Below are 21936 nucleotides of genomic sequence, written 5' to 3' on the forward strand. Positions count from 1 at the left end.
TCTTTCCTCTGAATAGAACGCCACCATGTTTCTGTTCAATGCACCGCGTGCCCTGACCGTCCAGAGTGCTGCCATTCCCGTAGTGGCAGGCCAGCCCGCGCTGGTGCCCCTGAAGCTTGAAGGCGCAGAGGGCATCAACAGCCTGTTTGACTACCGGCTCACCCTGCAGACGCCGGACGCGCTGAACTTCATGGCCTCGCGCGGCGCCAATTTTGATCTGGACGCCTTTGTGGGCCTGGAGCTCACCTGTTTTGTGGAGCTGGAAGGCCAGGGCCAGTTTGTGCCCGGCCTGCCCGGCGGTGTGGGCGCGCCCAACCAGGGCGCCGGCGTGCGTGAAATCTCCGGCCTCATCACTGCTGCGCGCCTCATCGGCGAAGACAGCCGCCACGCACTCTACGAGCTCACGCTGCGCCCCTGGCTGCACCTGGCCACCCTCACCACCGACTGCAAGGTGTTCCAGGACATGACACCGGTGCAGGTGATTGAGGCCGTGCTGGCCGACTACGCTTTTGCATCCACCAAGCATCTGATCGAAGCCTACCCCCAGCGCGACTACACCGTCCAGTACAACGAGACCGATTTTGAGTTCATCACCCGGCTGATGCAGGAGTGGGGCATCAACTACCACTTTGCGCACAGTGGTGGCGCGCACCGCCTGGTCTGGAGCGACCACAACGGCGCGTTCCAGGTGACGCAACAAGACCAGCAAAAAGGTGTCAGCGCGTACCACGCCATTCCCTTCTACCCCTTGGGCCACAAGATAGACCGCGAGTACATCCACGGCTTCAGCCCGGCGGGCCGCCTCACCAGCGGCAGCTATGTCACGCGCGAGTACGACTACACGCGCCCACGCGCCACGCTGGCTGCAGAGGCCACTGCACCGCGCAAAACGGGGCATGCGGATCAGGAGGTGTATCTGTGGCGCGGTGACAAGGCGGATGGTATTGGCAGCGGCCCAAGCGCTTCTGGCAACAGCACAAGCGCTGTGGGCGGCAGCGACTACAGCCAGCCCAACCGGGGTGCCGACAAGGCCGCCAACCAGACCGAGGAGCAGGGCAAGCATCTGGCGCGCTTGCGCATGCAAGCTCTGCGGCAGAGTGGCCTGCGCGCCAGCGGCAAAGGCCATGTGCGAGGCATGGTGCCCGGTTGCAGCTTTGTCTTGAGCGAGCATCCGCAAGAGAAGGCCAATGCGGAGTACATCGTGCTGGATACACGGCTGCTGATCGAGAACGTGTCGGAAGATACGCAACGTTCTGTTGCTTCTGCCGTCTCCAGCGGCGCCCTTGGCTCTGTCTATGGCGTGTGCTTGGCTGCTGCTTCCATGGTGACGGCTTTGTCAGACGCACAGCGCCTGTTGGGCCAATGGCGTGTGCTGGTGGAGTTTGAGGTGCAGCCCACCACCGAGGTGCTGCGCCCCGCAGCCACCCAGCGCAAACCCAAGACCGGTGGACCCGAGACGGCGCTGGTGGTGGGCCCGAGTGACGACACGGCTGCCTCCAACATCTACACCGATACCCTGGGCCGCATCAAGGTGCAGTTCCCCTGGGACCGCTACGGCCAGAAGAACCAGAACAGCTCCTGCTGGTTGCGCGTGTCCTCCGAGTTTGCGGGTAACCAGCTGGGTGCCGTGCATGTTCCCCGCATAGGGCAAGAGGTGCTGGTCAGCTTCCTGGGTGGCGACCCGGACCTGCCCATGGCCACCGGCCGCGCTTTCAACCAGCTCAACCTTCCTCCCTGGAGCCTGCCCGAGCAGCAAGCCCTCTCGGGCTTTCGCAGCCGCGAGCTCACACCCGGTGGCGGTAACAGCGCTGCGGGCCGCAGCAACCACCTGCTGCTGGACGACACCGACCAGAGCATCCAGGTCCAGCTCAAGAGCGACCACCAGCACAGCCAACTTTCCCTGGGCCACATCACCCGCATCGAAGACAACGCTGGCCGCAAAGACCCGCGCGGTCAAGGTTTTGAGTTGCGTACCGACGGCCACGGCGTGCTGCGCGCCAAAGACGGCCTGCTCATCAGCACCGAAGGCCGCGTGGCGGCCCAGGCCCATGCCAAAGACATGGGCGAGACCACCACGCGCCTGGCCCAGGCGCAAGACCAGCATCAAGCCTTGGGCGAACTGGCTCTGCAGCACCAAGCGCAGAAAGACAGCGACCAAGGTGAAGTGGCAGCGGCACTGCACAAGCAGATTAGGGGCATTCAGGGCAAAGGCAACACGCCAGGTGCTGGAACTGGTGCCCCAGGTTCAACTGCCGCTGATAGTGCCGCAGCGTCTGGCGGGTTCCCCGAATTGGCCGAGCCCCACATCACCCTGGCCAGCCCCAGCGGCATAGCCAGCACCACCCCAGGCGCCACCCACCACCACAGCGGCCAGCACCACGCCATCACCAGCGGCGGCCACACCAGCATCAGCAGTTCCCAAAGCCTGCTGGCAAGCGCCAAAGAAGCGGTTCGCCTGTTCGCCTACAAGAGCGGCATGAAGTTGACATCGGCCAAAGACAACATCGACATCCAGGCCCTGAAAACCAGCATCCACCTGCTGGCCAAACTCGACATCACCCACACCGCCAGTCGCATCACGCTGACTGCCAAAGACAGCGTCACCATCAACGGCGGCGGCAGCTTCACTGTGTGGAGCGCGGCCAGCATCCGATCGGGGACTGCGGGTATGTTCCTGCTCCTTGGAAAACCCAAACCGTACCTATCCCAAAGTACGAGCGTGAAGGCTATTTCTTTGTCTTTTTCTTTCCCAATGATGTAGTCAAAGTGGCACTGGCTGGGACGCCTGAGTACGATGAGTGGGATCAATTCACTGCCCAAGACATTGAATATCGTAAACAAGAGGGAATCCAATGAGTACCCAATCCCCGTCCCCGTTTCCCAAGGAGGGTGCTCGCAAGCTCACGGACCGTGAACGTCTGGAACAGACCAACGCATCGGCCTGCACCTTGCCCAGTCGTCCCGGCCCGCAATGTGAAAGCCAGTTGTATGTCGGACTCTTTTTTGACGGCACCGGCAACAACATGCAGATGGACTATGAAGAACTTCCACCGGATCGGCGTAAGCACACCAACGTGGTCAAGTTGTACCAAGCATTTCCAGATGTAACGAAGGATGGGTATTTCAGATCCTACATCCCCGGCGTCGGCACTCCATTTCCCGAAATTGGCGACTCCAATACCTATTTGTTCAATGCGAATCGCGGAGCCATTGGAGGCGAGATGGGTGAGCACCGCATCCTGTGGGCGCTCCTACAGCTTTTCAATGCGCCCATGCGGTACCTCAGGGGTGAAAAATTCCCACTTGTCACCGACGCGGAAGCAAAAGACAAATGCTCAGTGCTGTCAACGAGTCTTGCTGCCCAAAGGCGCTTGGTTCTCAAGACCTATCAAGGCAAGCTTAAAGAAGCTATGAAGGCCTACAAGCCCAAAATCACACAAATTAACTTGTCGGTGTTTGGCTTCAGCCGTGGCGCAGCCGAAGCCCGGGTATTTGTGAATTGGTTGATGGAAGTATGTGAGCAAAAAGATGGTGGTTGGTTGTTCGCTGATATGGCTCTAAACGTGCAGTTCTTGGGTATCTTTGATACGGTGGCTTCCGTGGGTTTGGCCAACATCAATGACTCCGGTGTGCTGGCAGGCCACCAGGGCTGGGCAGACAACACGTTGGAGATACACCCGGCCGTGCGCAAGTGCGTGCACTTTGTGGCGGGGCATGAATTGCGCGCGTGCTTTCCGCTGGACTCGGTGCGGGTAAAGAATTCCTATCCGGCCAATGCCAAAGAGGTGATGTATCCCGGCTCGCACTCTGATGTGGGCGGTGGCTATGCCCCCAAGGACTTGGGCGTGTGGCCTACGGCAGGCGAAGCACTGAGCATCCTTCCTGGCAAGTCAATGTACGACGAGGCCGTTCAGGCGGGTGTGCCTCTTGTTGCTTGGGACAAGTTGGATAAACAGATCAAAGACTCACTGACGCCCACCACTTCCACCACCACCGCCTTCAACAACTACCTGCGTGAAGCCGCCGTCTCCGGCGGGCCGGTTGAAGACATGCACCGCGAACACATGGCGCTGTACCACAGCTACCGTTACGCCATGCGGCACCGGTTCCTGCAGGCGGCGCCGTATGCAGCTGCTGGTGCGAAGGACAAAGCCTATCTGCGCAAGACCCAAGAGGACTTTCTGCGCACCTTGGGTCTGGGTCTGGTTGATGTCATGCAGTCCCATACGCCGCCCGCCGAAATTGCCCAAAGCCACCGCAAGATGTTGGTGGCCACGGGTGTAACCGCTTCGATGGCGGAGCGCCGTGTGCATGACGTGGCCGCGCATATCCAGCCCGAACGGGTCACGCCTGCGGTGGACACGCTGTTTAGCCGCTATGTGCATGATTCCCTGGCGGGCTTCATTGGCTTTGGTATGGATGAGTACGCCGTCAACAAAATGGGTATGGCCAAGTACCGCACGGTGTTCAAGGGTGACGATTAGGGTGTTGGCTGCGGGATGGCTGTGGCAGGCTACCCGGACAGATTTACACCCCCAGCCGCTCGATAAACCGTTGCGCTGCGAACTTTGCATTCAAAGCATCCCAGCCCTGGCGCAGTCGTTGGTTCCAGCCTGGCCCCCGGCTGCTTGCATTCGCCCATGACTCGCGCACCAGGTCACCGTCGTTCTCCAGCAGATAGTCCAACAGGCAGGCCGCTTGTATCAGGTCCTTGTTGGCTTTGGTGCGTTGCTCCCGTGGCCGCTCTCCATAGACGATGAGCTTGTGCCAAACATAGCGCTCTGGCCGGGGTATGTTCACCACCAGGGGGCCGTTGCGGTAGAGCAGTGTGGCCTTCATGGGCGCTTCCAGAGAAAACTCCATGAACTTCAGGGGTTGCATGGAGAGGTTCAGGGCAGGCACAAACTGCGGTGCATCCCCACTTCTGCCAAACGTAGTCAAAAAATCCAGATCAAAGTCGGGCTCATCGGGCTTCTTGTACGTGGTGCCGCTCATCACAGGAATGAACCCCATTTCCAACGAGTCAATCGCTTTGGCGGTGTCCACCTGCACGTTTCTCGCAATCGCAAGAGAAATATTCTTGCCTGCGTGTGCAAAGTCCAGATCCACCGTGAAAGCGCCTGCATCCCAGCGCACGCCAAACATGTTTTGGTAGGCCAGAAACGCATGGGTTCCCACCAGCAGTCCGCCGGCATTAAAAAACCCGTGGTCCAGCAGTCGGCCAATCACACGGCCATGCTTCAAAGGAATCTCGGAGCAACCCAATGCAATGGTCGCCTGGGCCAACTTCTGTAAAGCGGCTTGCCCCTGGGTTGCATCGGCAGCACCGTGGCGATCAATCAGTGCACGCGTTTTTGCGTCGTCTGGGCCGACGAAGACTTGCTGGACTTTTCCGTCGGGTTGCTTTTTTTGGTAATACCAATAGTGACGGCCTTTGTCGTGCTTTTTGACAAAGCCGCCAGGCACCAGCGCCACGCTGCGCCTCATTTCAGCATCGCGGGCAGCAACATCCAGGCCCGCATAGGAAGCCTGTGCTGCTGCGCTGAGTTCTGAATAAAGCACTGGCTGTACTACCTTTAAAGTTTAGGTAGTATAGCCAAGGCGTGCGCCTTCACTCCACCGTCACACTCTTAGCCAAATTCCGCGGCTTATCCACATCCGTGCCCCTTGCACACGCCGTGTGGTACGCCAGCAGCTGCAGCGGCACCACGTGCAGCATGGGGGAGAGCTCGCCGTAGTGCTCTGGCATGCGGATCACGTGCAGGCCTTCGCCGCTCTCGATGCGGGTGTCGGCATCGGCCAGCACATAGAGCACGCCGCCGCGGGCGCGCACTTCGTGCATATTGCTTTTGAGCTTTTCCAAGAGAGCGTCATTGGGCGCTACGGTGACCACGGGCATGCTGCTGGTGACCAGGGCCAGGGGGCCGTGTTTGAGTTCGCCAGCGGGGTAGGCCTCGGCGTGGATGTAGCTGATTTCCTTGAGCTTCAAGGCGCCTTCCAGGGCGATGGGGTAGTGCAGGCCGCGGCCCAGGAAGAGGGCGTTTTCGCAGCTCGCAAAGTCGTCAGCCCAGGCCATCACCTGCGGCTCCAGGGCCAGCACGGCTTGCAGGGCGGCGGGCAGGTGGCGCATGGCTTTCATGTGGCGCTGCTCTTCAGCGTCACTCAGGCGGCCCTTGGCTTGGGCCAGGCACAGGGTGAGCAAAAACAGGCCGGCCAGTTGCGCGGTAAAGGCCTTGGTGCTGGCCACGCCGATCTCCACACCGGCGCGCGTCACATAGGCCAGGCTGCATTCGCGCACCATGGCGCTGGTGGCCACGTTGCAGATGGTCAGGGTGTGGTGCATGCCCAGCGACTGGGCGTGGCGCAGGGCGGCCAGGGTGTCGGCGGTTTCGCCGCTTTGGGTGATGGTTACCACCAGGGTGTTGGGGTTGGGCACCGAGTCGCGGTAGCGGTACTCGCTGGCCACTTCCACCTGCGTGGGGATCTTGGCAATGCTTTCCAGCCAGTACTTGGCGGTACAGCCGCTGTAGTAGCTGGTGCCGCAGGCCAAAATCAGCACCGAATCAATCTGCGCAAACACGCGTGCGGCGTTGGCGCCGGGCTGGTGGTTCATTTGCTGGTCAAACAGCTCGGGCGTGATGCCTTCCACGCCTTCCAGGGTGTCGGCAATGGCGCGTGGCTGCTCGAAGATTTCTTTCTGCATGTAGTGGCGGTAGGGGCCGAGTTCGGCCGCACCGCTGTGCGCCACCACGGTTTTTACCGGGCGCTGCGCCGGGCTCACGGGTTTGCGCGCCTTGTCAAACAGCCAGTACTTGCCCAACTGCATGTCGATCAGGTCGCCCTCTTCCAGGTAGACGATCTGGTCGGTCACACCGGCCAGGGCCATGGCGTCGCTGGCCAGAAACAGCTCTTGCCCGTCCTTGCCCACACCCAGGATCAGCGGCGAGCCCGCGCGTGCGCCCACCAGGCGCTGCGGCTCGTCCTTGCAGAACACGGCAATGGCGTAGGCGCCGTGCAAATGGGTGAGTGCGCTTTTGACGGCCTCGAACAGGTCGCCGTCGTAGAGGCTGTCCACCAGGTGGGCAATCACCTCGGTGTCGGTCTGGCTGTCAAACACATAGCCACGGGCCTGCAGGGCGGCGCGCAGTTCGTCGTGGTTCTCAATGATGCCGTTGTGCACCAGCGCAATGCGGCCTGGCTTGGATGCGGCATCAAGCCCGGTGCCATGGCTGAAGTGCGGGTGGGCGTTGTGTACCACCGGCGCGCCGTGTGTGGCCCAGCGGGTGTGGGCAATGCCCAGCGTGCCTTCCAGATGGGTTGTGGCCACCTGCTCGGCCAGCTCGGCCACGCGTGCGGTGCTGCGAGCGCGCTTCAGGCCGGGGGTGGCATCTTGCGCATACACGGCGACGCCGCAGGAGTCGTAGCCCCGGTACTCCAGGCGCTCCAGGCCCTGCACCAGCACGGGAACAATATTGCGGGTCGAGACCGCGCCGACGATGCCACACATACGCACACTCCTTGGGTTTGATGCCGCAATGGTAGAACCGGCGATTAAAAATAAGAATTTGATTAGTGGAAATAAATGAACGAAAATTTCATAGCCATATAAGTTTGCAATAAAAGCAAAAATTTAAATCATTTATGAAAGAAATAGAGCTGGATGCCATGGACCTGGCCCTGCTGGAGCAGCTGCAGCGCGACGCCTCGCTCAGCAACCAGGACCTGGCCCTGGCCGTGCACACCTCTGCGCCCACCTGCCTGCGGCGCATCAAACGCCTGCGCGATGCAGGCCTGATCGAGCGCCAGGTGGCCATCCTCAATCCGGAAAAACTGGCACAGGCCATTGGCCACGGCCTGAGTGCCATCGTGGAAATCACGCTGGACCGCCAGGGCGCCGAAGAGCTGGAACGCTTCGAGGCGCGTGTGGTGGCGGATGACGCTGTGCAGCAGTGCTACCGCGTCTCGCCGGGGCCGGACTTTGTGTTGGTGGTGCATGCCGCCCACATGCCCGCCTACCTGGCGCTGGCGCAGCGGCTCTTCACCAGCGATGCCAATGTGCGCAACGTCAAGGCGTTTTTCAGCGTCAAGCGCAGCAAGTTCGGGGCCGAGCTGCCCTTGGCGCCGAAGGGTATGGATTAAAGTGCCTAGCCATGACAAAGCCCTGCACATGAAACGCCTGGTAGACCTGGCGGTTGAGGCCCTGGGTACCAACCTGGTGGACGAGATCGAGCTGGCCGAGCGCGTGCAGCACGTGCGCTCCACTGCCGCGATTTGCATCGTCTGCAGCGTGGGCTTCTCGGCCTTCAACCTCATGGAGCCGACCACGCAGTTGCTGGGTTTCGCCGAACTCGTCAGCCTGCTGCTGTTCTTTGTGCCGGCAGCGCTGCTGGTCAACCAGCCGCAGCACATTGAGGCTACCGAACTCCTGCTGCTGCTGGGTGCGCTGGCCATTTCTTCGGCTCTGATTCTCTTGGGAGGGGTGGCGGGCACCGGCTTGTTTTGGGTCTATTCGGTGCCTTTCCTGTCCTTTTTTATCAAGGGGCAGCGCCGCGGCTGGTACTACAGCCTGGCGTTCTTTGCCTGCCACATGGTGTGCCTGCTGCTGGTCGCACCCCTGCTGCCCTTCAGCTACCCGTATTCGCCGGTGGTGCGCACGCATTTCCTGTTGTCCATGGGCTTTTATGTGCTGATTGCGGCGGCCTTCAACCATGCCCGCAGCCGTTTCGAGACTGCGCTGCATGAGCGCAAAAACGAGGCCGAGGCCGCCAGCCAGGCCAAGTCCCGCTTTCTGGCCGCCGCCAGCCACGACCTGCGCCAGCCCGCCCACGCCTTGGGCCTGTTCGTGGCCCGGCTCAAGCAGCTGCCGCACGACCCGCAGACCCGGGAACTGGTGGCCGGTGTGGACGCCTCGGTGCTGGCGCTGCAGGACATGCTGGATGCTTTTTTTGACTACTCGCGTCTGGACTCCCAGCTCACCCATGCCCGTCTGCAAAGCTTTGCGCTCAATGCCGTGTTTGACACACTGCGCACCAGTTTTTCCGACATGGCCAGGCAAAAGGGCCTGCGCCTGCGTATTCGCCCGACCAAGGCCTGGGTGCAAAGCGACCCGGTGTTGCTGCACAGGGTCCTGCTCAATTTGCTGAGCAACGCCGTGCAGCACACACACAGTGGCAGCGTGCTGCTGACCTGCAGGCCGGGTGCGGGGCAAGGCGTGCTGCACATCCAGGTGCGTGACAGCGGCATTGGCATTGCCCTGGAGCATCAGCAAAAGGTCTTTGAAGAGTTCTACCAGGTGGAAAACCCCGAACGCGACCGCAACAAGGGCCTGGGCCTGGGCCTGAGCATCGTGGAGCGTTCCTGCAAGCTGCTGGACCACCGCATCGCCCTGCGTTCGGCCCTGGGCTGTGGCAGCACCTTCACCTTGCAGGTGCCACAGGGAAGGGCAGACGCCGCCCTGCCAGCCAGTGGGTTGCAGGAGCTGGTTGGCGGCAAAGACATTGGCGGCATGCGCGTGCTGCTGATTGAGGACGACGCCCTGGGCCGCGCAGCCCTGGCCGGCTTGCTGCAAAGTTGGGGTTGCCAGGTGCTGGAGGCCAGTACCGCCCAATCAGCACAGGAGCGCTATTCGGCCGAGCTGGCACCTGATTTTCTGCTCACCGACTTTCGCCTGCTGGGGGCACACGACGGCGTGGACGCGGTGCAGCAATTGCGCGCCCTCGCGGGACGCGATATTCCAGCCTGCATCATCAGTGGCGACACCGATGAGCGCGTCAAGCAGCGCATTGCAACTGCGGGTTTGCTGCTGCTGCAAAAGCCCGTCAAGCCCGCCAAGCTGCGCAGCCTGCTGCGCCACGCCTGGAACCATCAGCCGCAGTAGGGCAGGGTGATGCAGACGGTGCATCCACCATCCACAATCCCTTCGGCCTGAATCCCGCCACCCATGCGCGCGAGCATCTTGCGGGTGAGCGCCAGCCCCATGCCAATGCCGGCAAATTGCTTGACCGTATGCAGGCGCGAAAACGGCTTGAACAGCTTGGACTGCAGGGCCGGGTTGAAGCCCGCGCCGTTGTCCTGAATGCGCAGGGTGACAGGGCCCACGGCGTGCGTTTGCTGCGCCGACACCCCAATGTGCCGCTGCTCCTTGTGGGCCGTGAACTTGACTGCGTTGTCCAGCACGGCCATTACAGCGGCGCGCAGCAGCACTGCATCCGCCAGCACCACCGGCAGCGCCTCCTGCACCTGCCACACGATGGGTGCTTCGGGATGCTTCTGGCGCAGCTCGGTCACCACGTCCTGCACCAGCGCCTGCAAGGGTAAGGGCGCAATCGCCACGGGTGTGGTGCCCAGGCGCGAGAGCTCCATCAGCCCGTCCATCAGCACGCCCATGTGGCGCGCCGAGTCAGAGATGGTGTTCACAAACCCCAGGGTCTCGGCTGGCAGCAGGGGGGCTGCGTCTTCCTGCACCAGCTGCGCATAGCTCAGGATGTGGCGCAGGCTGGCGCGCAGGTCGTGTGACACGGTGTAGGTAAAGTCCTGCATCTCGGCGCGCAGGCTGGCCAGTTCGGCTTCCAGCGCGGCAACGCGCATGCCGGGTGTGTCGGGTGTATCGGGCATGTCAGCTCTCCAGTGCCACAACCGGCTCTAGGCCTTGGGCGCCTTTTTCGGGCGCGACCAGTCGGCAATGGACACCTGCTTCCCACGCGCCACTGTCAGGGCGCCGGGCGGTGTGCTCTTGGTCAGGGTGGAGCCGCCGCCCACCGTGCCGCCCGCACCCAAAGTGAGGGGGGCAATCAGCACGCAGTTGCTGCCCACATGCACATCAGCCCCGATGACCGTGCGGTGCTTGTTGGCGCCGTCGTAATTGGCGGTGATGCTGCCCGCACCAAAGTTCACCCGCTCGCCCACCGTGGCATCGCCCAGATAGGCCAGGTGGTTGGCCTTGGCGCCATCGGCCAGGGTGGAGTTCTTCACTTCCACAAAGTTGCCGATGTGCACCTCTGAGCCCAAACGCGCGCCGGGGCGCAGGCGGGCAAACGGGCCTATCAGCGAGCCCACGCCCACGGTCACGCCCAGCTTCTCGCCGTCGATGTGGGTAAACGGGTGGATGACGGCACCGGCCTCGATCACCGCATTGGCAATCACGCAGTTGGCACCAATGCGAACGCCTTCGCCCAGGTTCACCTGCCCCTCAAAGACGCAGTTCACATCGATGGACACATCGTGGGCGCACGACAGATCGCCGCGCACATCCAGGCGCGCCGGGTCGGCCAGGCGCACGCCTTCTTCCATCAGCTTGTGGGCCACGCCCAATTGGTAAGCGCGCTCCAGTTGGGCCAGCTGCACCGGGCTGTTGACCCCGGCCACTTGCACGGCATCTGTGATCTTGTGCGCCACCACGGCCTCGCCGTCGGACACGGCAAAGCGCACGATGTCGGTCAGGTAGTACTCGCCCTGTGCGTTGTGGTTGCCCAGGCGCGCCAGCCAGCGCCTGAGCGAGGCCGCAGGCACCGCCATGATGCCGCTATATACCTCCTGGATATGGCGCTGCTCGGGGCTGGCGTCCTTGTGTTCCACAATGGCCCGGACCGCGCCATCCGCATTGCGCACAATGCGGCCGTAGCCCGTGGGGTCTGGCATTTCCAGTGTCAGCAGCGCCAGGCGGGTGCCGCCGCTTGCGGCAATCAGGTGGAACAGTGTGTCGGCCTGCGTCAGCGGCACGTCGCCCGACAGCACCACCACCACGCCATCGTCGGCCAGGTGGGGCAGGGCTTGTTGTACCGCGTGGCCGGTGCCCAGTTGGGGCTCCTGGCGGGCAAATTCCATGGCGTAGTTGGTGCCTGTGTTGGCCTGGCAGGCGGCTTCCACCTGGGCGGCGCCGTGGCCGGTAATTACCACCACCTTGCGTGCCTGCAGGCTGGCCGCTGTGTCCAGCACATGCTGCAACAGGGCGCGTCCGCCCAGGCGGTGCAATACCTTGGGCAGGGCGCTCTTCATGCGCGTGCCCTTGCCTGCGGCCATCACGACCACGTCCACCGGCTTGTGGCTGCCGGTCTGCTTGCTCTCAAAATGCATGGGGTTCCTGTGTGCTTGTTGTTTGCTCAGACGGGCCAGACCACGCCGTAATCATTGAGGATGGCGTCCAGCGGCATGTCGTGCGGCTCGGGCTCGAAATCGGGCAAGAAGCCCATGCCAAAGCCCAGCCCCACCGCGAAAGGCTTGGGCGTCAGGCTCGACAGCATGCGGTCATAAAAGCCGCCGCCATAACCCAGCCGGTAACCGCCGGGGCCGTAGCCCACGCAGGGTGCGAAGAGCAGGGTGGGCGTGATGATCTCGGTGTCCTTGGGCTTGGGGATGCCGTAGGCGTCTTCCTCCATGGGGCAGCCCGGGTACCAAGCGTGGAAGGTCATGGTGCGGGTTTCCTTGTTGACCACCGGCAGGCCAATGCGCCGGGGCTGGGGCTGGTCGAGCAGCTCGCCGTCTTCCTTCCAGCGGTGCAGAGCGGGCAGGGGGTCAAACTCGCCCTTGATGGGCCAGTAAGCGCCAATCACGATGTCCGGGCGGCCTACCAGCCAGATGCGCATCACGCGCTGCAGCAGGTCGGCCCGCTCTTGGCGGTCTGGCAGCTGGTTGCGCTGTTCAATCAGGGCGGCCCGCAGGGCCTTCTTTTCCTGTGCTTGTTCTGAGTTGTCCATAATGTCCACATGCAGTTTTCAGCCATTCTGACACCGTTGGCGCTCGCCGCCTGTGTGTTCGTGCCCTCCCTCTCCCCCGCCCACGCCCAAGGGCGTGACAACAGCCGCCTGGATGCCGTCATTGTCGACATGGCACAGGCCTACAAGGTGCGTGACCGCAAGCGCCTGTCCAGCCTGCTGCCCCAGGTGCGCGGCTACGTGCTGGAGCCCTGGGCAGCCTACTGGGAACTGTCGGCACGCCTGGAAGATGCCAGCCCCGCCGAGGTGCAGGATTATTTTGCCCGCTATGCCGGCAGCTACCAGGAAGACAAGCTGCGCTCCGAATGGCTGCTGCAGCTCGGGCGCAACCGCGACTGGGCCGCCTTCAACCGCGAATACCCCAAGTACCGCATGAGTGACGACAAGTCCCTGCGCTGCTATGCCCTGCTGACTGATCACCTGGCCACTGGAGTCAACGTCAATGCCGCCGTGATGCAGACCTGGCTGGGGCAAAAGGATGCCGACGAAGGTTGCGCTGCCGCGGCCGAGCAGCTCGTCAAGGACCACTCCATGCGGGCTGCCGAGGTATGGCCCCGTGCCCGCCTTGGCATGGAGAACGACCGCCTGCGGGTTGCCACCCAGGCGGTGGGCATTCTGAATGACAGCTGGGTCAAAACGCTCAATGCGATTTACCTCAACCCCTCCAAATACCTGGACGACAAGCTCACCGCGTTGCGCCCGCAAACCCGCGAACTGGTGTCCCTGGCCATCATCCGCCTGGCTTGGCTGGACCCGGCCGAGGCGGCCACTGAAGTCAACCACCTGCGCTGGAAGGCCCAGCTGACACAGGAAGAGCGCAGCTGGATCTGGGGCGTGATCGGCAAGCGCGCGGCCATGAAGCTGGGCAATGACGCCGTGGGCTACTTTGCCCAGGGCCAGCTCAGCCAGATGCACGAAGACCATCTGGCATGGGCCGTGCGTGCCGCCCTGCGCGCAGGCAACTGGAAGATGGTGCAGGACGCCATTGCTGCCATGCCAACGGCCGCAGCCGCCGAGCCGGTCTGGACCTACTGGCATGCCCGCGCGCTGCTGGCGCGTTCCGAGTCGGAAGCGTCCCGTACAGAAGCACTCAGCCTGCTGCAGTCCATTGCCGGGGTGCGTGGCTTTTACGAGCAATTGGCGCTGGAGGAGTTGGGCCAGCGCATCAACGCGCCCCAGGCCCCGGAACCGCTGACGCTGGAAGAGCGTGAAATCGCCCGCAACAACCCCGGCCTGACGCGCGCCCTGTACGCCATCCAGATCGGCCTGCGTGCCGAGGGTGTGCGCGAGTGGAACTACAGCACCAACCTGCATGTGCGCGGTGGTATGGATGACCGCAGCCTGCTGGCCGCGGCCGAGTTGGCCTGCCGCGCCGAAGTGTGGGACCGCTGCATCAACACCAGCGAGCGTACCCGCAGTGTGATGGACTTCGAGCAGCGCTTCCCCATGCCCTTCAAGAACGCCGTGCTGGCGCGTACCGCCAAGATTGGCATGGATCCGGCCTATGTCTACGGCCTGATTCGCCAGGAAAGCCGCTTCATCATGGACGCCAAGAGCGGCGTAGGCGCCTCCGGTCTGATGCAGGTCATGCCCGCCACCGCCAAATGGACGGCCAGGAAGATAGGCCTGACCGATTTCCAGCCCCAGCACATCACCGAGCGCGACACCAACATCGCCATTGGTACCGGCTATCTCAAGCTGCTGCTGGACTCGTTTGGCGGCTCCATGCCCATGGCCGCAGCCGCCTACAACGCCGGCCCCGGCAGGCCGCGGGTATGGCGTGGCGGCGTGGGCGCACCTACCCAGGAGGCGGCCATCTGGGCCGAGAATGTGCCCTTCAACGAGACACGTGACTACGTCAAGAAAGTGCTCTCCAACACCACCAACTACGCCGCCGTTATCACCGGGCAGCCGCAGTCGCTCAAGGCCAGGCTGGGCATGGTGGGGCCGCTGGACAGCACCGTGGTTGATACCAGCACCGAGCTGCCCTGAGGCCGCGCCCAGCCTGCGGCTTGGTGCCTGCCCGGGCGAATGCGCTTGGTTTAGCATGCAGGTTTTAAGGAAAGCCCATGCTCAAGCTGTTCGTTGGAAACAAAAACTACTCTTCGTGGTCCATGCGGCCCTGGGTGCTGCTCAAACAGGCCGGCATTGCCTTTGACGAAGAGCTGGTGCGCTTCGACTCCTTTGACGCCGACTCCAACTTCAAGAAAACGCTCTCGGGCCTCACGCCCACAGCCAAGGTGCCCGTGCTGGTGGACGGGGAGCTGGCCATCTGGGACACCCTGGCCATTGCCGAATATGTGGCCGAGTGCTACCCCGAAAAAAACCTCTGGCCTGCAGACCGTGCCGCCCGCGCCCGTGCCCGCAGCATCTGCGCCGAAATGCACAGCGGCTTTACCGGCCTGCGCGGCAACTGTCCCATGAACATCGAGGCCGCGTTGCCCGAAGTGGGCGCCCTGGTCTGGCGCGACAAGCCAGCCGTGCGCAGCGATGTGCAGCGCCTGGTGCAAATGTGGACGGCTTTGCTGGAGGAGCATGGCGGCCCGATGCTGTTTGGCGACTTCGGCATTGCCGACGCCTACTTCGCACCCATCTGCATGCGCTTCAATACCTATGCGCTGCCCCTGCCCCAGGTGGCGGCCGACTATGTGCAGCGCGTCACGGCCCTGCCCGGTGTGGCGGCCTGGATTGCTGATGCGCGTGCCGAAAAGGATTTTCTGGATTTCGAAGAACCCTATCGCATCAAAAGATGATGCCCCTACGCAGCCCATGAAAATCTACCTGGTCGGCGGTGCCGTGCGCGACGCCCTGATGGGCCTGCCCATGCAGGACCGCGACTGGGTGGTGGTGGGCAGCACGCCCCAGGCTCTGCTGGACCTGGGCTACACCCAGGTGGGGCGCGATTTTCCCGTCTTTTTGCACCCCACCAGCCACGAGGAATACGCCCTGGCACGCACCGAGCGCAAGACGGCCCCGGGCTATACCGGCTTTGCCGTGCATGCCGACCCCGGCGTCACGCTCGAAGAAGACCTGGCCCGCCGGGACCTGACCATCAACGCCATCGCCCTGCCAGCCGAACGCCTGCAGAGGGATGGCCACTTTGAGCCGCAAGACCTCATTGACCCGTTCCAGGGCCGTGCCGACCTGACAGCCAGGGTGCTGCGCCACGTCACCCCGGCCTTTCGGGAAGACCCGGTGCGCATCCTGCGTCTGGCACGCTTTGCCGCGCGCTTTGCGGGTTTTTCTGCAGCCCCTGAAACCCTGAGCCTGATGCAGCAGATGGTGCAGGACGGCGAGGTGGACCACCTGGTGGCTGAACGTGTCTGGCAGGAACTGGCCAAGGGGCTGATGGAAGCCCGTCCATCGCGGATGTTTGCCGTGCTGCGCGACTGCCATGCCCTGGTGCGCCTGCTGCCCGAGCTGGACCGCCTGTGGGGCGTGCCGCAAAGTCCGCAGCACCACCCGGAGGTGTACACCGGCGTGCATGTGATGCTGGTGCTGGACATGGCCGCACAGCTGCAGGCCAGCCTGGCCGTGCGCTTTGCCTGCCTCATGCATGACCTGGGCAAGGGCACCACGCCGGTGGATGTGCTGCCCCGCCACATCGGCCACGAAGGCCGCAGCGTCAAGCTGCTTCAGGCAGTCTGCAAACGCCTGCGCGTGCCAGTGGAGTGCGCTGAGCTGGCCGAGGTGGTGGCGCGCGAACACGGAAACATACATCGCTCGGCAGAGCTTGGGCCCGATGCCCTGCTGCGCCTGCTGGAGCGCTGCGACGCCATCCGCAAACCTGCCCGCATGGCCGAGGTGCTGCTGGCCTGTGAATGCGATGCGCGCGGGCGCACCGGTTTTGCCGATGCCGCTTACCCGCAGCGGCCGCGCCTCCTGCAGGCGCTGGAGCAGGTGCTGTCCGTGGCCACTGCACCGGTTGCGGCGGATGCGCAGCAGAAGGGCGCCACAGGCCTGCAAATTGGCGCTGCCGTGCGCCAGGCCCGGCTGGCCGCCCTGTCTTTACCGACTACCTAGCGTTTCCCCTAATGCCCGGTTTGCCAGAAACCGTGATACTTGGTTTTCTGTCCGAACTAAATCGTGCCACGCACGCTTGGCAGGCCAGGAAGTTCATTCAATACAAGTGCCCATATCGGGCTTTTCTTCTGGAGACAAGTATGAAATTTAAACGTCAACTGACCGCATTGGCCCTGGCCATGGCCGCAGGTTCCTCTTTTGCCCAACTGGTGGTCGGCGTGAGCTACGACGCCTTCCAGGAAGAGCGTTGGAAGACTGACGAAGCCGCCATCAAGGCCGAGCTGGCCAAGTCCGGTGCCAAGTACATCATGTCTGACGCGGGTGCCTCCACCGAGAAGCAACTCACTGACATCGACGGCCTGATCGCCAAGGGTGCCAAGGTCCTGATCATTCTGGGTCGCGACAAGGACGCCATCCTGCCCGCCGTCAACAAGGCCAACCAGCTGAAGATCCCCGTGATCGCCTATGACCGTCTGTTCGAAGCTCCCGGTGTCACCTACATCACCTTCGACAACAAGGAAGTCGGCCGCATGACCGCACGTGCCATCCTGGCCGTCAAGCCCAAGGGCAACTTCGCCATCATCAAGGGTGACCCAGGTGACGCGAACGCCAACTTCCTGCGCGAAGGCCAGGGCGAAGTGCTGGCTGCTGCCCTCAAGAGCGGCGACGTGAAGATCGTGGGCGAAGAGTTCACTGCTGGCTGGAATCCCCAGAATGCCCAGAAGAACATGGAACAGATCCTGACCAAGAACGGCAACAAGGTTGACGCCGTGATTGCCCAGAACGACGGTATGGCCGGTGGCGTTGTCGCTGCCCTGACCGCCAAGGGTCTGCAAGGCATTCCCGTGTCCGGCCAGGACGGTGACCATGCTGCGCTGAACCGCGTGGCCTTGGGCACCCAGACCGTGTCGGTCTGGAAGAACTCTGCTGATCTGGGTACTGCTGCTGCCAAGGCCGCTGTGGAACTCGGTGCTGGCAAGTCCGTCACCGGTGCAGCTGACTGGGCTGGCGGCGAGAAGAAGGTCACCCTGAAGTCCATCTTCCTGAAGCCCATCCCTGTGACCCAGGCCAATCTGGACGTGGTCCTGAAGGCTGGTTACATCAAGAAAGACGCGCTGTGCAAGGGCGTGGACGCTGCCAAGGTTGCTGCCTGCAAATAAGCCGCTCGGCTGAGCTGGTTTAGTCCAACACCGCGGGCCGGGCGTACGCCTTGCGCCCGCGGTGCTTTTTTGGATTCCCCATTTTTTGGTTCCGTTTGGAGAAGTCAATGAATCAAGCATTACAGAACTTGAAGCATTCGGCGGTCGATTGGCGCATGGTGCTGATGGCCGGGGTGCTGGTGGTGATCACCGTAATTTTTAACGTGTTGTCGGACGGCATCTTTTTCTCTGCCGAAAATCTGTACAACATCGCCCAGCAAACTGCGGTGGTCGGCATTCTGGCCACCATCATGGTGCTGATCATCGTGGCCCGCCATATTGACCTGTCGGTCGGCTCGGTCATGGGCTTTGTCGGTGTGCTCATCGCCTACCTCATGTACACCTCCAACTGGGGCTGGCCCGCGGCCTGCCTGGCCGGTCTGGCTGCAGCCATCGCCGTGGCCATGTACCAGGGCGCGCTCACGGCCTATGTGGGAGTGCCTTCTTTTGTGGTCACGCTGGGTGGCCTGATGTCTTTCCGTGGTGCAGCCTACCTGGTCGCCGACGGCAAGACGCAACCCATCTCCGACCCCTTCTTCCTCAAGCTCGGTGGCGGCTTCAATGGCGGCATCGGCACCACGGCCAGCTGGATTCTGGGTGCTGTGATCTGCTTGGGTGTGGTCAACGCCATGCTGTCCAAGCGCCGCGCCAAGAAGGCTTACGACGTGCCCACCAACCCGCTGGTTATGGACGTGCTGCTGGCCCTCATTCCCATCATCATCGTGATGGGCTTTGTGGCCGTCATGAACGCCTACCAGATTCCCGGCAAGGACGATGCCCAGGGCATCCCCATCCCCGTGCTGATCTGGGGCGCTGTGGCCATGTTCATGGCCTTCCTGGTCAAGCGCACCCGCTTTGGCCGCTATGTGTTCGCCATGGGCGGCAACCCGGATGCGGCCGCTCTGGTCGGTATTCCGGTCAAGCGCGTCACCATGCTGCTGTTTCTCTTGCTGGCCGTGCTCACCACCATCGCGGCCATAGTGGCCATCTCGCGCCTGAACGCCGGCACCAACTCGCTGGGTAACAGCGCTGAACTGCTGGTAATTGCGGCCACCGTGATCGGCGGCACGGCACTGGCCGGCGGCAGCGGCACCATCATGGGCTCGGTGCTGGGCGCCCTCATCATGCAATGCATTGACAGCGGCATGCTGCTGCTCGACGTGTCCATCGGTACCCGTTACGTGATCATCGGCCAGGTTCTGATCGCTGCGGTTGTGTTTGACGTGGCCTACCGCAAATGGACTGGAGACGTACTGTGAGCACCGAAACCCATAACGCAGAAGCCGCAGCCAAACGTGCCAAGGCTGATCCCAACAAGTGCCTGGTCGAACTGCGCAACATCAAGAAGGCCTTCGGCGGCGTGCACGCCGTCGATGACGTGTCCATCAACCTGTATCCCGGCGAAGTGGTTGCACTGCTGGGGCACAACGGCGCGGGCAAGTCCACGCTGATGAAGATGCTGGCTGGCGCCTACCCGATCGACAGCGGCGATGTGATCATCAACGGCGAGAAGACCAACATCCGCACGCCCGCCGATGCACAGGATGTCGGCATTGAATCCATCTACCAGACCCTGGCACTGGCCGACAACCTGGATTCGGTGGCCAACCTGTTTCTGGGCCGCGAGCTGCTGACCAAGTGGAATACCCTGGATGACCACCGCATGGATGCGGCCGGCCGCAAGGTGTTCCAGCGCCTGAACAAGAACTTCAAGAACTACCACACCCCGGTGCGTCGCCTCTCGGGCGGCCAGCGCCAGGTGGTGGCCATCTCGCGTGCCATTTACTTCAATGCGCAAATCCTGATCATGGACGAGCCCACGGCAGCGCTCGGCCCGGAAGAGACCGCCATGGTGGCCCGCCTGATCGAGCAGCTCAAGGCAGAAGGCGTGGGCATCTTCCTGATCAGCCATGACATGCACGACGTGTTCGCCCTGAGTGACCGCCTGTCGGTCATGAAGAACGGCAAGCTCGTGGGCACCTACAAGACCTCGGATGTGACCGAGGACGAGGTGCTGGGCATGATCATTCTGGGCAAGAAGCCCGAAGGCAAACCGCAAACCGAACGCCCTGCGCGTTAGGGGTGGGCTTGGTGCAGCATCAGACAGAGGCCTTGGGGTAGGACTGCATGAAAGCCACCGGTGATTTGCAATTGCTCAAGCGTATCAACCGCAGCGTGCTGCTGCGGCTGATACGCAGCCAGCCTGACCTGTCGCGTGCGCGCCTGGCGCACTTGAGCGGCCTGACCAAGTCCACTGTCAGCGCCTTGGTGCGCGAGCTGCTGGACGAACACTGGCTTAGCGAAGCGGCAGCCCCGGTGGCCACCCAAGGCCTGGGCCGGCCCTCCACCCCCCTGAATATCGACACTGCCCGGCGTGTGCTGATCGGCATCGAGATTGCCGTGGACTGTTTGCGTCTGGTCTGTGTGTCACTTAGCGGCGTCATCCTGACGCAAACCGAAGTGGCTCTGGATGATCCGCAGCCGCAAGCGGCTTGCCAGCAGCTCGGCCGCCTGGTGCAGGTGCTGTGCCAGCAACTGGAAGAGAAAGAACTGATTCTGTCCGGTGTGGGCGTCTGCCTGCCCGGCGCTGTGGACGAAAGCCTGGGCCTGGTGCGCCTGGCTCCCAACCTGGGCTGGCGCGATGTGCCCTTCAGGGCCCTGGTGTCCGAAGAATTTGCCCGCCTGGGCATCGCTACCCAGCACATTCATCTGCAAAACGACGCCGATGCCGCAGCGCTGGGCGAATACGAGTTTGCCGGTGGCAGCAGCGATGACCCGCTGATCTTCGTGAATTGCGATGTCGGCGTGGGCGCAGGCATCGTGCTCAATGACCGGCTGTTCACCGGTTTCCTGGGGGCTGCGGGCGAAATCGGCCACAGCATTCTGCAGGTCGATGGCCCTCTGTGTTCCTGTGGCCGCAGGGGCTGTGCCGAGGCTTTCATCGGCGCCCGTGCCCTTGCCAAAAAACAGGGCTTGCAACAGGCCGGGCAGTACCTGGGTGTGCTGCTGCAAAACCTGGATGCCATGTTCAACCCGCGTGTGATTGTGGTGGGCGGGCGCTCTTGCATAGACCATCCCACCCTGATCGACAGCGCCCGCAGTGCCCAGCAGGTGTATGCCCGCGCTGCCGGCTTGCAGGCCCCGCAAATTCGCGCCGCACGCTTTGGCGTGCAGGCCGCAGCCGTTGGCGCAGCCGCCCTGGTGCTGCACCAATTTTTAAGACCCCTTTTAAAAGAAACCAAGCATGTACCTGGGAATTGATATCGGCACCTCCGAGGTCAAGGCGCTGCTGCTGGACGACCAGCACCACGTCATTGGCACCGCAGGCTCTACGCTGGAAGTTTCGCGCCCACACCCGGGCCACAGTGAGCAGGACCCGGTCAGTTGGTGGAGCGCCACTGGCATCGCCTTGAAAGCCCTGCAGCAAAAGCACCCGGCGCAATACGCAGCTGTCAAAGCCATAGGCCTGTCGGGCCAGATGCACGGCGCCGTGCTGCTGGATGCAGCCGACCGCGTGTTGCGCCCGGCCATTCTGTGGAACGACACCCGCAGCGCCCTGGAGTGCGAGGAGATGATGGCAGCACTCCCCGCTGCCGCCCAGCTGGCCGGTAGCCTCATCATGCCGGGCTTTACCGCGCCCAAGCTGCGCTGGGTGGCCAAGCACGAGCCTGCCGTCTTTGCCCAGGTGGCCAAAGTGCTGCTGCCCAAGGACTATGTGCGCCTGATGCTCACCGGCGAGCACATCAGCGACATGTCGGACGCCAGCGGCACTGCCTGGCTGGATGTGGCACGGCGCGCGTGGTCGCCCGAGCTGCTGGCCCTGACAGGCATGACAGAGAAGCAGATGCCCCGCGTGGTGGAGGGCAGTGCGCCCGGCGGCGCCCTGAGTGCCACTGCTGCCAGTGCACTCGGCCTGCAGAGTGGCATCGTCGTGGCCGGTGGTGCCGGTGACAACGCGTCCAGTGCCATTGGCATGGGCGCCGTCAATGCAGGCGAAGGCTTCC

At 62.8% G+C, this 21936-nt stretch carries 17 protein-coding genes; 12 read left to right on the plus strand and 5 right to left on the minus strand.

The genetic code is table 11. The annotated features are described in order from the left end of the window. Positions 1 to 25 precede the first annotated feature (25 nt). Both DIC66_RS14725 and DIC66_RS14730 read left to right on the plus strand, forming a co-directional pair. The gene (locus tag DIC66_RS14725) at positions 26 to 2761 is read left to right on the plus strand and encodes a type VI secretion system Vgr family protein (protein ID WP_117178516.1); all 2736 of its coding nucleotides are present in this window, start codon (positions 26 to 28) and stop codon (positions 2759 to 2761) included. 91 nt (positions 2762 to 2852) lie between these two features. Beyond that, a complete protein-coding gene (locus DIC66_RS14730) occupies positions 2853 to 4484 on the plus strand; it encodes a T6SS phospholipase effector Tle1-like catalytic domain-containing protein (RefSeq protein ID WP_117178518.1) in 1632 nt (543 codons plus the stop codon). Positions 4485 to 4527: 43 nt separating this feature from the next. Here DIC66_RS14730 and DIC66_RS14735 read toward each other — a convergent pair whose 3' ends face one another. Beyond that, entirely contained in the window at positions 4528 to 5562 is a 1035-nt protein-coding gene (locus DIC66_RS14735) for a GSU2403 family nucleotidyltransferase fold protein (RefSeq protein ID WP_199534756.1), read from the minus strand. Positions 5563 to 5611: 49 nt separating this feature from the next. After that, positions 5612 to 7507, minus strand: a complete 1896-nt coding sequence (gene glmS / locus DIC66_RS14740; protein WP_117178520.1) for a glutamine--fructose-6-phosphate transaminase (isomerizing) — start codon at positions 7505 to 7507, stop codon at positions 5612 to 5614. A 134-nt stretch (positions 7508 to 7641) separates the two neighbouring features. Here glmS and DIC66_RS14745 point away from each other — a divergent pair, with 134 nt between their 5' ends. Both DIC66_RS14745 and DIC66_RS14750 read left to right on the plus strand, forming a co-directional pair. Further along, entirely contained in the window at positions 7642 to 8139 is a 498-nt protein-coding gene (locus tag DIC66_RS14745; RefSeq protein ID WP_117178522.1) for an Lrp/AsnC family transcriptional regulator, read from the plus strand. A gap of 28 nt (positions 8140 to 8167) precedes the next feature. Continuing rightward, complete coding sequence (locus DIC66_RS14750; RefSeq protein ID WP_158558917.1) at positions 8168 to 9877, plus strand: ATP-binding response regulator; 1710 nt, start codon at positions 8168 to 8170, stop codon at positions 9875 to 9877. Here the strand turns inward: DIC66_RS14750 and DIC66_RS14755 are convergent. Genes DIC66_RS14755 through DIC66_RS14765 form a run of 3 tightly spaced genes read right to left on the minus strand, consistent with a single transcriptional unit; the run spans position 9865 to position 12692 of the window. Continuing rightward, the gene (locus DIC66_RS14755; protein ID WP_117178526.1) at positions 9865 to 10614 is read right to left on the minus strand and encodes a sensor histidine kinase; all 750 of its coding nucleotides are present in this window, start codon (positions 10612 to 10614) and stop codon (positions 9865 to 9867) included. The genes DIC66_RS14750 and DIC66_RS14755 overlap by 13 nt on opposite strands. A gap of 27 nt (positions 10615 to 10641) precedes the next feature. Continuing rightward, complete coding sequence (glmU, locus tag DIC66_RS14760; protein ID WP_233505934.1) at positions 10642 to 12072, minus strand: bifunctional UDP-N-acetylglucosamine diphosphorylase/glucosamine-1-phosphate N-acetyltransferase GlmU; 1431 nt, start codon at positions 12070 to 12072, stop codon at positions 10642 to 10644. Positions 12073 to 12098: 26 nt separating this feature from the next. Beyond that, the gene (locus DIC66_RS14765) at positions 12099 to 12692 is read right to left on the minus strand and encodes a 5-formyltetrahydrofolate cyclo-ligase (protein ID WP_117178528.1); all 594 of its coding nucleotides are present in this window, start codon (positions 12690 to 12692) and stop codon (positions 12099 to 12101) included. 9 nt (positions 12693 to 12701) lie between these two features. Here DIC66_RS14765 and DIC66_RS14770 point away from each other — a divergent pair, with 9 nt between their 5' ends. The 8 genes from DIC66_RS14770 to DIC66_RS14805 form a co-directional block, all read left to right on the plus strand. Next, positions 12702 to 14702, plus strand: coding sequence for a lytic transglycosylase domain-containing protein (locus tag DIC66_RS14770; RefSeq protein ID WP_117178530.1), 2001 nt, complete (start codon positions 12702 to 12704; stop codon positions 14700 to 14702). A gap of 77 nt (positions 14703 to 14779) precedes the next feature. Further along, on the plus strand, positions 14780 to 15463 hold the full coding sequence (locus DIC66_RS14775; RefSeq protein WP_117178532.1) for a glutathione S-transferase family protein: 684 nt from the start codon (positions 14780 to 14782) through the stop codon (positions 15461 to 15463). A 16-nt stretch (positions 15464 to 15479) separates the two neighbouring features. Further along, complete coding sequence (locus DIC66_RS14780) at positions 15480 to 16733, plus strand: multifunctional CCA addition/repair protein (protein WP_117178534.1); 1254 nt, start codon at positions 15480 to 15482, stop codon at positions 16731 to 16733. Between the two features lie 140 nt (positions 16734 to 16873). Continuing rightward, entirely contained in the window at positions 16874 to 17893 is a 1020-nt protein-coding gene (locus tag DIC66_RS14785; RefSeq protein WP_117178536.1) for a substrate-binding domain-containing protein, read from the plus strand. Positions 17894 to 18000: 107 nt separating this feature from the next. Beyond that, complete coding sequence (locus DIC66_RS14790; RefSeq protein WP_233505935.1) at positions 18001 to 19191, plus strand: sugar ABC transporter permease; 1191 nt, start codon at positions 18001 to 18003, stop codon at positions 19189 to 19191. Continuing rightward, complete coding sequence (locus DIC66_RS14795) at positions 19188 to 20012, plus strand: ATP-binding cassette domain-containing protein (protein ID WP_420820496.1); 825 nt, start codon at positions 19188 to 19190, stop codon at positions 20010 to 20012. Before DIC66_RS14790 ends, DIC66_RS14795 begins: the two co-directional genes overlap by 4 nt. A gap of 47 nt (positions 20013 to 20059) precedes the next feature. Beyond that, positions 20060 to 21193, plus strand: a complete 1134-nt coding sequence (locus DIC66_RS14800; protein WP_117178542.1) for an ROK family transcriptional regulator — start codon at positions 20060 to 20062, stop codon at positions 21191 to 21193. Then, positions 21177 to 21936, plus strand: a 760-nt coding sequence (locus DIC66_RS14805; RefSeq protein WP_275405243.1) for an FGGY family carbohydrate kinase, incomplete at its 3' end; no start/stop codon positions are given. The genes DIC66_RS14800 and DIC66_RS14805, both read left to right, overlap by 17 nt.

It is taken from the genome of Rhodoferax lacus (assembly GCF_003415675.1).
Classification (GTDB): domain Bacteria; phylum Pseudomonadota; class Gammaproteobacteria; order Burkholderiales; family Burkholderiaceae_C; genus Allorhodoferax; species Allorhodoferax lacus.

What these genes read in the sequence shown, in the direction of transcription:
- DIC66_RS14725 (WP_117178516.1), top strand. Translation starts at nt 26, where the DNA reads ATGTTTCTGTTCAATGCACCGCGTGCCCTGACCGTCCAGAGTGCTGCC.
- DIC66_RS14730 (WP_117178518.1), top strand. Translation starts at nt 2,853, where the DNA reads ATGAGTACCCAATCCCCGTCCCCGTTTCCCAAGGAGGGTGCTCGCAAG.
- glmS (WP_117178520.1), bottom strand. Translation starts at nt 7,507, where the DNA reads ATGTGTGGCATCGTCGGCGCGGTCTCGACCCGCAATATTGTTCCCGTG.
- DIC66_RS14745 (WP_117178522.1), top strand. Translation starts at nt 7,642, where the DNA reads ATGAAAGAAATAGAGCTGGATGCCATGGACCTGGCCCTGCTGGAGCAG.
- DIC66_RS14750 (WP_158558917.1), top strand. Translation starts at nt 8,168, where the DNA reads ATGAAACGCCTGGTAGACCTGGCGGTTGAGGCCCTGGGTACCAACCTG.
- DIC66_RS14755 (WP_117178526.1), bottom strand. Translation starts at nt 10,614, where the DNA reads ATGCCCGATACACCCGACACACCCGGCATGCGCGTTGCCGCGCTGGAA.
- glmU (WP_233505934.1), bottom strand. Translation starts at nt 12,072, where the DNA reads ATGCATTTTGAGAGCAAGCAGACCGGCAGCCACAAGCCGGTGGACGTG.
- DIC66_RS14765 (WP_117178528.1), bottom strand. Translation starts at nt 12,692, where the DNA reads ATGGACAACTCAGAACAAGCACAGGAAAAGAAGGCCCTGCGGGCCGCC.
- DIC66_RS14770 (WP_117178530.1), top strand. Translation starts at nt 12,702, where the DNA reads ATGCAGTTTTCAGCCATTCTGACACCGTTGGCGCTCGCCGCCTGTGTG.
- DIC66_RS14775 (WP_117178532.1), top strand. Translation starts at nt 14,780, where the DNA reads ATGCTCAAGCTGTTCGTTGGAAACAAAAACTACTCTTCGTGGTCCATG.
- DIC66_RS14780 (WP_117178534.1), top strand. Translation starts at nt 15,480, where the DNA reads ATGAAAATCTACCTGGTCGGCGGTGCCGTGCGCGACGCCCTGATGGGC.
- DIC66_RS14785 (WP_117178536.1), top strand. Translation starts at nt 16,874, where the DNA reads ATGAAATTTAAACGTCAACTGACCGCATTGGCCCTGGCCATGGCCGCA.
- DIC66_RS14790 (WP_233505935.1), top strand. Translation starts at nt 18,001, where the DNA reads ATGAATCAAGCATTACAGAACTTGAAGCATTCGGCGGTCGATTGGCGC.
- DIC66_RS14800 (WP_117178542.1), top strand. Translation starts at nt 20,060, where the DNA reads ATGAAAGCCACCGGTGATTTGCAATTGCTCAAGCGTATCAACCGCAGC.